The following is a 13,327-nucleotide window of genomic DNA, read 5'->3' on the forward strand; positions in this document are numbered from 1 at the left end:
TTAATTCTTTAGCTGAAGCAGCCACACCCTTGCGGCTTCAGCATCCAATTCTATTTGATTTTTTAGTGCGTCGAACGATTCAAATTTTATCTCGTCGCGCAGTTTATGCAAAAGTCGTACTTCTAACTGTTTACCATATAAATTGGCTTGAAAGTCAAAAAAATGCACTTCTAATTGCTGCCTTACCCCATTCACCGTTGGTCGTTGTCCAATATTAGCAACGCCACCGACAGCAACACCGTCGATATCCAATGCTTCAACAACATACACTCCCGAAACAGGAGAAACACAACGCTTTAATGGAATATTAGCGGTAGGGAAACCGATAGTTCTCCCTAGTTTTCGACCATGGGACACTCGACCACTAATACTGTAATCACGCCCTAACATGGTAGCACTTGCAGCCAAGTCATCGACCGCTAATGCATTTCGTATCTCAGTACTACTGACGCGTAATTGGTTTAAGCAATAGCTTTGGGTGCTGACCACCTCAAAACCGTACTTCTCGCCTGCAGCTTTGAGCATAGCGAAATTACCAGTGCGACCTTTACCAAAGCAAAAATCGTCACCAACCACCAAGAACTTCACACCAAGCTTATCAACCAAAAGATCTTTAATGAATGCTTTGGCGGATAAACTGGCAAAATACTGATTAAAATTAACACACAATAAACGGCTAATCTCTAGCTTGCTCAGTTGCACGTATTTATCTCGTAAGCGAGTTAAACGTGCTGGGGCTCTATCTCGGGCAAACAGCTCCATAGGCTGCGGCTCAAACGTCATAACAACAGAAGGGAGACCTAATGCTGCTGCTTGTTTAGAAACCTGACTCAGCACCTCTTGATGTCCTAGATGAACACCATCGAAGTTACCTATGGTTAATACACAGCCATGATGCTGCGCTTTAATATTGTGTATACCTCGGATCAGTTCCATTATGATCAGCTAAAACCTGTTATTTGCATCATTTATTGTGTGAAACCGACGGATTATATACTAATCAGTATTAATCTGTCGCTGCTTTTAAATGTTTTACTCGGATACCTAAAATCAGTACCGAAATAATATAAACAAAGCCACCAAATCCAATCAAGCCTGTTAATGTCAGCGCTCTCTGACTGAAGCTCCATTCAAGCCACTGTTGCATATTATCCAGCTGCCACAAAATCGCCATTACCATAACCACACCCGAGACAAGCAACTTAGTACTAAACCATAGGGTGGTCTGAGTGAGTTTGTAGACCCCCGCAAGATGTAACCCGCGATACAATAAGCTCATATTGACGAAGGCCGACAGCACCGTTGCTATCGCTAAACCCACATAGCCATAGAAATAAGCAAAAATGGCGTTAAAGACCATATTGGTTGTCATCGCTATAATGCCGTACTTCACTGGCGTTTTGGTATCTTGGCGAGAGTAATAGCCCGGAGCTAAAACTTTAATCAGCATAAAGTTAAGCAAGCCCGATGCGTAGGCGATCAATGACATTGATGCTTGCTGTACATCGTGAGGAGAAAACTCACCGCGCATGAAGAGCACCATCAACATAGGTTTAGCTAAAACAATCAGGCCTAACATAGCCGGAACGCCAAGCAGCAACACCATACGCACGCCCCAGTCCATGGTGTGTGCAAAGCCTTCACCCGCCTTATCGACGTGCTTACGAGATAAGGCAGGAAGGATCACAGTCGCGATTGCTATACCAAACAGCCCTAGAGGGAATTCAAGCAGTCGATCAGAATAGTACAACCAACTGATGGAGCCTGTTGCGAGGAAACTGGCAATAAAAGTATCAAATAATAAGTTGATTTGACTGACGGATACACCGAACAAAGCGGGGATCATTAAGGTGCGAATCTTAACCACGCCCGGATCTCTCCAGCCCCATTTCGGCTTAACCAACACCCCAGCCTTGATCAAGAAAGGCATTTGAAAAAGGAATTGGACTAAACCACCAAGAAACACACCAATGGCCAAGCCAATTTCTGGTTGTTCTAGATTCGGAGAGATAAACCATGCCGAAGCTATGATCATGACGTTTAAGAACACAGGGGTAAAAGAAGAAACCGCAAACTTACCGAGTGTATTAAGGATGGCACCAGATAAAGCGACAAAGGTGATAAACCATAAGTAAGGAAAGGTAATCTTGAGCATAAAGCTTGCTAGCTCAAACTTTGGGGCTGATGGACCATCATTCAGCCAGTCGATAAACCAACCGGCACCAAACATCGCAGTGATCACGCCAGAGCCCAAGACTCCGACAACGGTAACGATTGAGACTAAAACCCCGAGCGTACCAGACACTTTAGCAATGAGATCCCGTGTCTTATCTTTATCACCGGCGGCGTGGTATTCCGTTAATACAGGAACAAACGCTTGAGAAAACGCACCTTCTGCAAAAAGTCGACGTAAGAAATTAGGAATTTTATTAGCGAAGAAAAATACGTCGGCACTCGCTCCTGCTCCCATCAAATTTGCTACTACTACATCACGTACTAGCCCTAACACACGGGAAACAAAAGTCATTGCACTGACAATCAGGCCTGACTTTAATAGTCGTTTACTCACAGAAACCTCTGACACTGGTTGATTACTTTCAAGCAAGGATAAATACTATCCTGTCCTTAGAAGCATAATTATTAGCATTGGTCTAAAAATGCTGTTAGAATCCCCGCCATCTTAACCGCGATGACCTTTCCATACCAAAACTTGTTTTGGCTGAGATTGGTTTTTGCACAAATCATTTGACAATTGAGCGCCTATGAGGGATAGTCCTCGCCCTTAAATTGTCACCGAACTAAGTTTTTGGGAGTTAGACCTTGGCAAACAGTAAATCTGCTAAGAAGCGCGCTATCCAAGCTGAGAAACGTCGCCAGCACAATGCTAGCCGTCGTTCTATGATGCGCACTTACATGAAAAAAACTATTGCAGCTATTGAAGCTGGCAATAAAGAAGCTGCAACTGCTGCTCTTGTAGAAGTTACACCTCTTCTAGACCGCATGGCGACTAAAGGCCTTATTCATAAGAATAAAGCTGCACGTCATAAGTCTCGTTTCGCTGCTGCAATCAAAGCTCTTTAATAGATATTTGATTACAACGCAAAACGAAAAAAACCGGCCTCGGCCGGTTTTTTTATATCTAAATTTTGAGTAAGGCTATTATTTGGTTAACTGATAGCGAGTGAGCTTACTGATCGTTATGTCACTCACCGATAGACAATGAAACGAATAACAAACCATCATCTAGCGGCAATAAAGTACCAGTACTAAGCTACTTACAATACATGCCATGCAGTAGGTTAATCATTGTTTTTACTTGCTCGCTGCTCAAAGTGTAATACACGGTTTGAGCTTCTTTGCGAGTTTCGACCAAACCATCTCTTCTCAACCAAGCAAGATGTTGAGATAAAGCGGACTGGCTCAATTCCAACTTACTACATAGCTCCCCAACCGACAGCTCAGTATCATGCAATAGGCATAAAATCTGTAAACGACGCTCGTTGGCCATCGCTTTAAGTAGAATCACGGCTTGTGCCGAGTTCTTCTCCATCTCTTTTACGTTCATAGTTTGGCTCCCTACGACTTCTTACGCCAACTACGGGCTATCCGAATTTACGACATATTGTAGAGTGATGATAATCGATATCAATTGATTAACAAACTAACTCACTCGAACAATTTGCTAAAATCTGCGTCGCATACATTTTTTACCGCAGGGTGCTGGATCATCCTCTCGGCAAAGATAACGTAATACTCCTCTTTGAGCTCATCAATACCGCCCAGCAATTGCAGCGATGTCTCTTTTTTAATCTCAGACATATAAATGGTTGGGGCTAAGAAAATGGCATCGTGATGATAGCGTGCAAAAGCTTTCATCAATGCGGCATCATCAAACTCACCTAAAATATCAGGTTTGAGTCCTTGTCGATCAAACCACTGCAGTACTTTACGCCCCATTGAGGTTCGGCTACCAGGGAGCAGCAGTTTTCTTTGTTCTAATACGGCGGGGAAACTCGCGTTCTCTACTTTGCCCGAACAGAAAAAGCTCATGCTACTCTCGCCCAGTTTCTTACTAAATAAGCCTGGGCTTTGGCTAGAGTCAACTGGGCAATCTGACAAGATCATATCCAGCTTATGCTGCGAGAGTTGCTCAAGTAACATTTCATGGGTTGATTCAAAGCAACGCAAATGAATGCTGTTATCTGGAGGTGTCGTCGACATCAATATCTTACTGATCAGTCTTTTAGACAACGCGTCAGCAACACCAACATCAAACAAAATATTGGAATGTTGGCTGTAATTCACGATATCCAGCATTTCGTAGCTCAGGCCAAACATACGATCGGCATATTTAAAAACCAACTGACCAAGCTCTGTTGGCTCAACACTGCGCCCATTGCGCTTGGTCAACTTGCCATCCATACGCCCTTCTAACGCTTTTATCTGACCTGTCACCGTTTGTGGTGTGAGAAATAGTGCTTCAGCGGCTTTAGTAACAGAGCCTTGCTTACAAACCATCCAAAAGTAATAAAGATGGTTATAGTTGAGGTGCGACATAGATGTGCCGTAATAAAAGAGTAGATATCCTTTTATACCAAATATGCTCCCCCCTCTCAATATATTCGTAAAAACCGAAACCAAAAAGGAAAAACAACCCCTTTATCCGAAATATAAGATTTAACAATGTCATATTTCAACCAGTCATTTTAACTTTTTTATCAGTTTCATTATCTACACCACCTATCCAACAAAGAAATAAAAGCAATACTAAACAATAAGTTAAATCAGACACATTCCAAAAAATAATCTTTAAAGAGTCAATCATCACAAAAAATCGCCGCCTAAGCAAAAATGTAATATTACTGAAATATTCCACCTCTAACATCGTGCTCAGATTAAACAAACAGACCACAACAGACTAAAACGGTCCAATGGAGAAAACATTATGAACCAAGCTACTACTGCAGCAGCGCCTATAACGAGCACTACTCGCTGGCTACGCTGGGCTAACTTGGCGTTCATGCTTTACCTACTATTACTTTCAGTATCAATGGTGGGGACAGGCTTCAAATGGGCAACAGGCGAACAAGCAAAGGTTCTTTTTGAATTTGCTTCACACCCTGTTGCCGGCTTAATGATTGGTTTGGTCGCCACAGCGCTGATTCAATCATCAAGTACTGTGACTTCAATTATCGTTGGTCTTGTGGCTGGCGGTTTACCTGTTGAGCTAGCCATTCCTATGGTCATGGGTGCCAATATTGGAACTACGGTAACTAATACACTGGTTAGCTTGGGTCACGTTCGTTGTAAAGATGAGTTTAAGCGTGCATTCGCCAGTGCAACGATTCACGACTTCTTTAACCTCTTAGCCGTTATTATCTTCCTGCCGCTTGAGATGGCGTTTGGTATTCTAGAGAAGATTTCTCATTGGTTGGTATCGCCGATGCTTGCTACAGGTGATATGAGCATGAAGGGTCTTAACTTCATCAAGCCAATCACTCAACCTGTCGTCAGTGCGATTAAAGAGCCTCTATCAACATTTGGCGACACTGTTGGCGGCATCATGCTTATCGTTCTTGGTATCGCGACTATCTTCGTAGCTATCACAGTAATGGGTAAGCTAATGAAGAGCCTAATGGTTGGCCGTGCTCGCGAGATTCTAAAGAACGCAATCGGTCGTGGCCCTATCCACGGTATCGCTTCTGGCTCTATCGTTACTATCCTTGTTCAGTCTTCTTCAACGACGACAAGCTTAATGGTTCCGCTAGTAGGTTCAGGTGTTCTTAAAGTACGTGATGTTTACCCATTCACTCTGGGCGCAAACATCGGTACATGTATTACCGCGCTACTTGCTGCAACAGCTGTCTCTGGTGAGTTCGCCGTCTTTGCACTGCAAATTGCTCTTGTGCATTTAGTGTTCAACATCATGGCAACGGTATTCATTTTCGGTATCCCGTTCCTACGTGAACTACCAGTTAAAGCAGCTGACTTGATTTCAGACATGGCTGTGAAGAACAAAGCTGTAGTGGCTGGCTACCTTGTGGCATTATTCCTTGTATTGCCGGGTACCATCTTGTCTCTAACGGCTTAATCGCTGAATCGGCTTATAGCTAAACCATTAGATAGCTAACCGTAAATAAAACACATCGCTTATAACAAAGCCCGCAACCTATGGTTTGCGGGCTTTTTCTTTTCTGTACTGCAGATACGGGATGTGAGTGAACGAGTAGCGAGTAGCGAAGAGCCAGAAGCAGATTAGAGATACGGGTAAGCGAGTAGCGAAAAACACGAACTGTGATAGTCGTATTTGGTATATCGCCGGCTCAAATCTAGATATGTTTTTCGTATTCCTAATTTAATTTACTCGCTTCTACTCCTAGCTTTTCGTATCCCTAATCCCGTTTACTCGCATCTGCTCCTGATCTTCGCATCTCGAATCCCGGTTACTCGCCACTATAATTTAGAGACAAAAAAAGCTGCGCAGAGGCAGCCTTTCAATCAAACAAAGTGGGTTAGATTACACCGAGAATGGGTATTTAATCGCTTCGTGGCACTCGTAGCCTTCAACCCAAAAGTCATCCATCGTCACCCAAGTTTCCAAGTCTTCTAAAGACTTAATCTCTGGGTTGATATGAAACGTTGGTCTAGCGAGAGGCTCACGCTTTAATTGGATATCACGCATTGGTGCCAGTTGATCTTCATAGATATGAGCATTCACCAACTTATGGTAAGCCACCCCCGCTTTTTTACCCGTGATTTGCGCCATGACTGCAAGGAATACATACACTTGAACCATATTGAAGTTTAAACCTAATGGAACATCACAAGAGCGCTGAGTGCTGTTGAGATACAAGGTATCGCCAAGCAGAGAGAAATGATGGCTGTACATACAAGGACGTAAACACCCCATGTGGAACTCGCCTGGGTTGTAGAAGTTTAAGATCTCACCACGGTCATCAATACCGTTCGTTAGATCATCAACAATCTTCTTCAGTTGGTCGATATGACCGCCATCAGGCTTTGCCCATGCACGACCTTGAACACCATAAACACGGCCCATGTCATCTTCACCCTTGCGGTAAGGGTTATTCAACCATGCTTCGTTCAGGTTCGAGTTCGCATCCCAAGTTTTGGTGCCTAGCTTGCGGAAGTCTTCCGCATTATCGTAACCACGGATATAGCCAAGTAGCTCTGCAACGGCGGCTTTCCAAAAACTTTTACGCGTTGTGACCAATGGGAATTGGTTATGACCAACATCATATTCAAGGTCCGCATTGATCACGGTGAGGCAGCGCTTACCTGTGCGTTCATTTTCAATCCAGGTTCCATTATCAACGATACGCTGACAGAGGTCTAAATACTGTTTCACACCAATTCCTTACTTCGTTTGTTGTGGTAATTCGTCTTTGTAGTGGCCGCGCTTATATGCCCACACTACCATCAGCACACCGATGATAACCATTGGCAGTGACAGGATTTGTCCCATAGAGATAAACCCACCGAACAGACCTAGGTGGGCATCAGGCTCACGTACGTACTCGACTAAGAAGCGGAATCCGCCATACCCTGCGAGGAATAATCCAGATACAGAACCAAGAGGGCGAGGTTTTTTGATAAACCAGTTTAAGATAAAGAACAGTACAATGCCTTCCAGCGCCATTTCATAAAGCTGAGACGGGTGACGAGGCAACGGGCCACCATTCGGGAATACGACCCCCCAAGGCACATCAGTCACACGTCCCCAAAGCTCACTGTTCATGAAGTTACCTAAACGCCCCATACCTAAACCGAACGGAACCAAGGGAGCAATCATGTCGGCGACGCCAAAGAAGGTACGACCATTCTTTTTGGCGTACCAGAACATTGCAGTAATCACACCAAGTAAACCACCGTGGAAAGACATACCGCCGGTCCATACTTTAAAGAGATAAAGCGGGTCAGCAAGGAACAGATCAAAATTATAGAACAGCACATAGCCTATACGCCCCCCCAGCACCACACCTAGAAAGCCAGCAAACAATAAGTCTGAGACTTGCTCTCGGGTCCAACCACTACCGGGCTGATCAGCTCGACGATTCGCCAACCAAAGGGCAAAAATAAAACCGACGAGGTACATTAGGCCGTACCAACGAACTGAGATTGGTCCTAGTTCAACAAGAACAGGATCGATACTTGGGAATTCGATAAAACCCTGAGACATACTTGGCTCTCTATCTAAATTAAATAACGGTTAACTCAATAGCTAACAGAAAACACACTACAGCAGCATCGTAGCTGCTATAAACACTAAAAATACCGCAAAGAATTTCTTGAGTACGGGGGTTGGCAGCTGAGTGGCCAGTTTTGCTCCCACTCGTGTCGTCAGCACGGAAGTACAAGATATTGCCACTAACGCAGGCAGATAAACATAGCCTAAGCTATACGCAGGCAGGTCTTCAACGGCAGAACCATGCCAAATGAATCCCAACATACCCGAAATCGCAATAACACAACCACACACCGAGGATGAACCGACGGCCTTACGCATTTCTACGCCATGCTGGCTAAGAAAAGGCACCGATAACGACCCACCTCCTACCCCCGCTAAGCTTGAGACCAAACCAATACCACCACCGTATAACATGGTCTTCGTTGAGCCCGGCATGGCTTTTTGACTCTTAGAGCGAATCGACAACAGCATTTGCAACCCCAACATTAACACGATGACACCAAATACTTTTGGCAGATATTGAGCCGGGATCACATCGGCGACAAAAGCCCCGAGGAAACCGCCAATCACTACTCCGGGAATTAGCCACTTAACAACAAAGATTTCTACATTACCCAATTTTAAATGGTTAATCGCAGACGATCCTGAAGTAACAATGATGGTTGATAGCGAAGTCGCCAATGCCATTTGCATAGCAAACTCTTGAGGGATGCCCGCTTTAGGCAGCAAAAAAAGTAAGGCAGGAACCACCAGTAAACCACCGCCAATGCCCAGCAAGCCCGCTAAAACACCAACAACAGCCCCAAGACCTGCTAACAAGCCTATTAGTTCATATGGCATGTTTAATCCTATTTCTTACCAGCTCGTATGAAGCCAGTAAAACCATGCTCTTCAAAATAATTGAGCATCATACTATAGATGTCACCACCATATGATTTTGAAAGTGCGCTATTTGCTAAATCCTGCAATTCACACAGGCTAGACTGACGGATCAAGTACTTTACTCGCGCTACATTTGAGGTATTCATACTTAACGTTTCATACCCTAGCCCGATCAGCAGCAGTGCGCCCATCGGATCACCAGCGAGCTCACCACAAATGCAGACCGGCAATTGATGCTGCTGACATATATCATGAATTTGCTTCAATGCCATGATCACCGCAGGGTGCATGGATTCATAGACATCAGAGACGCGGGAATTGTTCCTATCAACGGCCAATAAATATTGGGTTAAGTCATTGGTGCCTACTGAAACAAAATCGACCTTATGCGCGATTAGCGGTAGCAGATAAAGCATTGACGGCACTTCAATCATGATACCAATCCGAGGCATCCGTACCCGGGGATCGAGCTCACGTACTTCATCGTAAGCTTGCTCAATAAGCTGAATGGCATCGTCTAACTCTTGAGCACCAGAAATCATCGGCAGTAAGATACTCAAATTCTGGCTATCACAGCTTGCACGCAGCATTGCACGCAGTTGAATAATAAAGATATCAGGATGATCGAGCGTAAAGCGAATACCACGCCAACCAAGGAATGGATTGTCCTCTTCGATAGGGAAATAAGGCAATGCCTTGTCACCACCGATATCGAGCGTACGCATCACCACTTGCTTCTTAGGATAACTTGCCAGCACAGAACGATACTGTTTGAATTGTTCGTCCTCTGACGGAAACCTTTGTTGCAACAAGAAAGAAATTTCCGTTCGGTACAGCCCGACTCCATCTACTCCTTGATTGATCGATATGTTGGTGTCAGCGCTCAAGCCAGCATTAAGCAGGATCTCAATCTGCTGGTTGTCTTGCGTCTTAGCGGGTAAGTATAACTCTCGGTTGACCATCGAGGAGAGCTCGCTCTCTTCTAGTACCAATCCTTGATATTCAACGAGTAAACCCTGAGTCGGCTCAATAAAGATCTCACCGCTATAGCCATCAACAATCGCTTGTTTACCATTGGCCTGAGCGAGATTTATACTCACTCCCATCACAGAAGGAATACCCAAAGCACGAGATAAGATCGCGGCGTGAGAGTTGGCTGCCCCTTCCAATGAAATCACAGCCAACAACTTTTCTTTAGGAATCGATGCCAATACAGAGGCCGTTAACTCACGAACGACCAGGATAATCGGCTTATCTAACGTGCGGAGTTCATGTTCAGAATTATGGAGGAAATAGAGCAGCCTTTGCCCAAGCTCGCGGATGTCTTGTGCTCTCTCACGAAGATACACATCTGACATACGAGCAAAACGGTTGGAGTAGCTCTCAACAACCTGTCTTAATGCCCAATCGGCTTTGTCACCTTTTTGGATCTGACTCTTAAGATCCTTACGTAGCATCGGGTCATTGAGCAAATGAGTAAACAGATCAAATATCGCTAACGCATCTTTATTGATTTCGCTGTCCAAGCGCTTTCGCATACGCTTAAAATCATTGAGTGCATTTTCGACGGCCACCGCCAATAGCTCGTGCTCTCTTTCTACATCGAGGGTCGATGCAGGATACACATCTGTTAAGTCCGGCTGGGTGTTGTCCCACCACAGATCGCCAATCGCTACACCCGATGATGCAGGAATACCTTTGGTCGCTGGCAGCTTTTGTTGCTCAAGTAACCAATGGCCTTGAGTTTGGGCATGCGCGACAATAACCGCAAGCTGGGCTGAGAGCGTAACTAGAAAAGACTCTTCCATCTCGCTGAATAAACGAGGGGACTTTTGCTGAATAACCAACACACCAAGCACTTGCTTGCGATGGATAATTGGCGTACCAAGAAAAGAGTGATAGATATTTTCTCCAAGCTCTGGAAAAAATTTATAAGCAGGATGCTTAGATGCCTGTGCAAGGTTGATGGGTTCTGCACTTCTTTTGACAAGACCAACCAGGCCTTCATCAAAGCCAATGTGGATACTATTGCCTTTAAAGATAAGACCTTGAGTTGCCATCAACTCAAGGCGCTGCATATCATTATTGGCTAAATACACGGTGCAGCATTCCGTCTGCATCGCATTGCATGTCTCTTTCACCAAAATATCTAGAGCTGTCGACACATCTTCAACTCTTGATACGTGTTCAACTATTTCCCTTAGTTGACTGAGCATGCTTAACCTCTACGCAATTTGCGTTTTCCTTTTGTTTTTCGCTCTTTAAACGGCATCGCCATAGAAGCGAACTCTTTCATCGCTCGACGGTAAACATCACGCTTAAAAGAAACTACTTGTCGAACTGGGTACCAGTAACTCACCCAACGCCAACCATCAAATTCAGGTGTACTTCCACGCTGCATATTGATACGCGATTCATCGCAATCTAAGCGCAAAAGAAACCACTTCTGTTTTTGTCCAATACAGACAGGTTTAGAATCCCACCGAACCAGCCGTTTAGGTAGCTTATAGCGTAACCAATGACGACTTGCCGCAACGATCTTTACATCCTTTTTAGTAAGGCCAACCTCTTCATATAACTCGCGGTACATTGCCTGTTCCGGAGTTTCACCTTCATCGATTCCCCCTTGAGGGAATTGCCATGAATGTTGCCCGTATCGTTTAGCCCAGAAGACCTGACCATGGTTGTTACAGATTACAATACCAACATTTAATCGGTAACCATCGCCATCTATCACTGGCTAACCTCTAGTCTAATTTTTTAATTACTCTGATTTTTCCACATATCCCCAATAGGAGCAAACTTAGTGGCGTGATAAACACTATATTTATGAATATTATCTAATAATATGAAGGCGTTTCGCTCAATTCCTAGTTACCCACATAAGAATGAGACATAGACCTCATTTATTCACCTTTTCTGTGAATAACTATGTGAAGAATTGCTAATAATCGTTTCTCTTAATCCATAGATTCATCAACACTCAAAATCACAACCGAGAAAAATAAAAATAAAAACCAATAAAAACAGATATATAAACCAAACAAACCTCATTTTATAAACAGAACCAGAGTCAAAGATCTTTCAAAAAAAACACATGATTAAATATCAACCACTCCGGTGTTTATCCACACGAGCAAGTGAAACACTCACTTTGAAGACGATTTAGCAAGCATTTTATTTACCATAAACCCCTGTTTATTTATACATTAAATTAATCTTTCAATTATTTCCCTTCATCTCCTGTGGATAACCCTATTTTTGATCTCTAACCTAATGAGGTGATCATTTCTTAATCAGTCGTCAAATGATGATAACTTCTGGTAAAATTGTTTTTTTAAACACGCCTTTGATTATGAAACCAGAACCACAAACACAACAAGAGCTACTTAACAGAGCATATGCCATTGCCGGAATGACCTTCAAAGAGCTCGCCGAAGAAGCCGAGATGGTGGTGCCAAACGACCTCAAGCGAGATAAAGGCTGGGTTGGGCAACTGTTGGAATGGCACTTAGGCGCACCTGCGGGCAGTAAACCGGAGCAAGATTTTGCCAAACTCGGTATCGAGCTAAAAAGCATTCCGATTGGGTATTCTGGCAAGCCACTCGAAACCACCTTTGTTTGTGTCGCTCCGTTAATGGGTGTGCAAGGCATAACTTGGGAAACCAGCCACGTCAGAAATAAGCTGTCTAAAGTGTTATGGATCCCTGTCGAGGGAGAAAGAGAGCTCCCATTATCAGAAAGGCGTGTTGGATCACCGCTACTGTGGACGCCAAGCGCTGCTGAAAATGAAATCCTAAAAAGAGATTGGGAAGAGCTGATGGAGCTGATCGTATTGGGCAATGTTGAACAGATAACAGCGAGACACGGCGAAGCGTTACATTTACGCCCTAAAGCTGCCAACAGTCGCGTATTAACAGAAGCTTATGGTGCTAGTGGTAAACCGATCAAAACCAAGCCGCGAGGTTTCTATCTACGAACTCAATTCACCCACAAATTGCTGACTGACCACTACGCATAGATCTTTATTACTACATCGACATACTAACTATCCCAGGGCGCGAGCATACTTTGATTAATTTATAACCCAAAGAAGATTCGAGCCCGATAATCATCGTTCCAACCCGCTTTCTTCAACTTCACTTTTTGGCTTGGCGCACCACAATCACATTGCTTCAGCATGTTCATTACAAAGCGTCTAAACAACGCTATATTTTCTACTGCACCATCTAACGT

At 44.0% G+C, this 13,327-nt stretch carries 12 protein-coding genes and 1 pseudogene; 3 read left to right on the top strand and 10 right to left on the bottom strand.

Annotation, left to right across the window (positions count from 1 at the left end; translation table 11 throughout):
* Together ribF and murJ are read right to left on the bottom strand one after the other, a co-directional pair.
* A complete protein-coding gene (ribF, locus tag Q1A70_RS10050; RefSeq protein ID WP_299690161.1) occupies nt 1-936 on the bottom strand; it encodes a bifunctional riboflavin kinase/FAD synthetase in 936 nt (311 codons plus the stop codon).
* Nucleotides 937-1,006: 70 nt separating this feature from the next.
* Complete coding sequence (gene murJ / locus Q1A70_RS10055) at nt 1,007-2,569, bottom strand: murein biosynthesis integral membrane protein MurJ (protein WP_363318248.1); 1,563 nt, start codon at nt 2,567-2,569, stop codon at nt 1,007-1,009.
* 251 nt (nt 2,570-2,820) lie between these two features.
* Here murJ and rpsT point away from each other — a divergent pair, with 251 nt between their 5' ends.
* Complete coding sequence (gene rpsT / locus Q1A70_RS10060) at nt 2,821-3,081, top strand: 30S ribosomal protein S20 (protein WP_012603273.1); 261 nt, start codon at nt 2,821-2,823, stop codon at nt 3,079-3,081.
* 190 nt (nt 3,082-3,271) lie between these two features.
* Here the strand turns inward: rpsT and Q1A70_RS10065 are convergent, their stop codons facing one another.
* Nucleotides 3,272-3,565: a metalloregulator ArsR/SmtB family transcription factor gene (locus tag Q1A70_RS10065; protein ID WP_299690154.1), complete on the bottom strand. Its 294-nt coding sequence runs from the start codon at nt 3,563-3,565 to the stop codon at nt 3,272-3,274.
* Nucleotides 3,566-3,666: 101 nt separating this feature from the next.
* On the bottom strand, nt 3,667-4,557 hold the full coding sequence (gene nhaR, locus Q1A70_RS10070; protein WP_299690151.1) for a transcriptional activator NhaR: 891 nt from the start codon (nt 4,555-4,557) through the stop codon (nt 3,667-3,669).
* 388 nt (nt 4,558-4,945) lie between these two features.
* Between nhaR and Q1A70_RS10075 the strand changes: the two genes are divergently transcribed.
* Nucleotides 4,946-6,091 (top strand): Na/Pi symporter, encoded by a 1,146-nt coding sequence (locus tag Q1A70_RS10075; RefSeq protein ID WP_299690148.1) that lies wholly within the window; start codon nt 4,946-4,948, stop codon nt 6,089-6,091.
* A 426-nt stretch (nt 6,092-6,517) separates the two neighbouring features.
* Here Q1A70_RS10075 and Q1A70_RS10080 read toward each other — a convergent pair whose 3' ends face one another.
* From Q1A70_RS10080 to rppH, 5 genes are read right to left on the bottom strand one after another with little or no spacing between them, the layout of a single operon-like run.
* A complete protein-coding gene (locus Q1A70_RS10080) occupies nt 6,518-7,369 on the bottom strand; it encodes a thymidylate synthase (RefSeq protein ID WP_299690145.1) in 852 nt (283 codons plus the stop codon).
* A 9-nt stretch (nt 7,370-7,378) separates the two neighbouring features.
* Nucleotides 7,379-8,200, bottom strand: a complete 822-nt coding sequence (gene lgt, locus Q1A70_RS10085) for a prolipoprotein diacylglyceryl transferase (RefSeq protein ID WP_299690142.1) — start codon at nt 8,198-8,200, stop codon at nt 7,379-7,381.
* A 57-nt stretch (nt 8,201-8,257) separates the two neighbouring features.
* The gene (locus tag Q1A70_RS10090; RefSeq protein WP_299690139.1) at nt 8,258-9,049 is read right to left on the bottom strand and encodes a sulfite exporter TauE/SafE family protein; all 792 of its coding nucleotides are present in this window, start codon (nt 9,047-9,049) and stop codon (nt 8,258-8,260) included.
* Nucleotides 9,050-9,057: 8 nt separating this feature from the next.
* A complete protein-coding gene (ptsP, locus tag Q1A70_RS10095; protein WP_299690136.1) occupies nt 9,058-11,307 on the bottom strand; it encodes a phosphoenolpyruvate--protein phosphotransferase in 2,250 nt (749 codons plus the stop codon).
* Between the two features lie 2 nt (nt 11,308-11,309).
* On the bottom strand, nt 11,310-11,828 hold the full coding sequence (rppH, locus tag Q1A70_RS10100; protein ID WP_299690132.1) for an RNA pyrophosphohydrolase: 519 nt from the start codon (nt 11,826-11,828) through the stop codon (nt 11,310-11,312).
* A gap of 618 nt (nt 11,829-12,446) precedes the next feature.
* On the opposite strand from rppH, the gene mutH reads away from it, so the two are divergent.
* Nucleotides 12,447-13,112, top strand: a complete 666-nt coding sequence (gene mutH, locus Q1A70_RS10105; RefSeq protein WP_299690129.1) for a DNA mismatch repair endonuclease MutH — start codon at nt 12,447-12,449, stop codon at nt 13,110-13,112.
* A gap of 59 nt (nt 13,113-13,171) precedes the next feature.
* Here mutH and Q1A70_RS10110 read toward each other — a convergent pair.
* Nucleotides 13,172-13,327, bottom strand: a pseudogene (locus tag Q1A70_RS10110) (ISAs1 family transposase); the annotation flags it as partial.

This window comes from uncultured Vibrio sp., assembly GCF_947488985.1.
GTDB lineage: Bacteria > Pseudomonadota > Gammaproteobacteria > Enterobacterales > Vibrionaceae > Vibrio.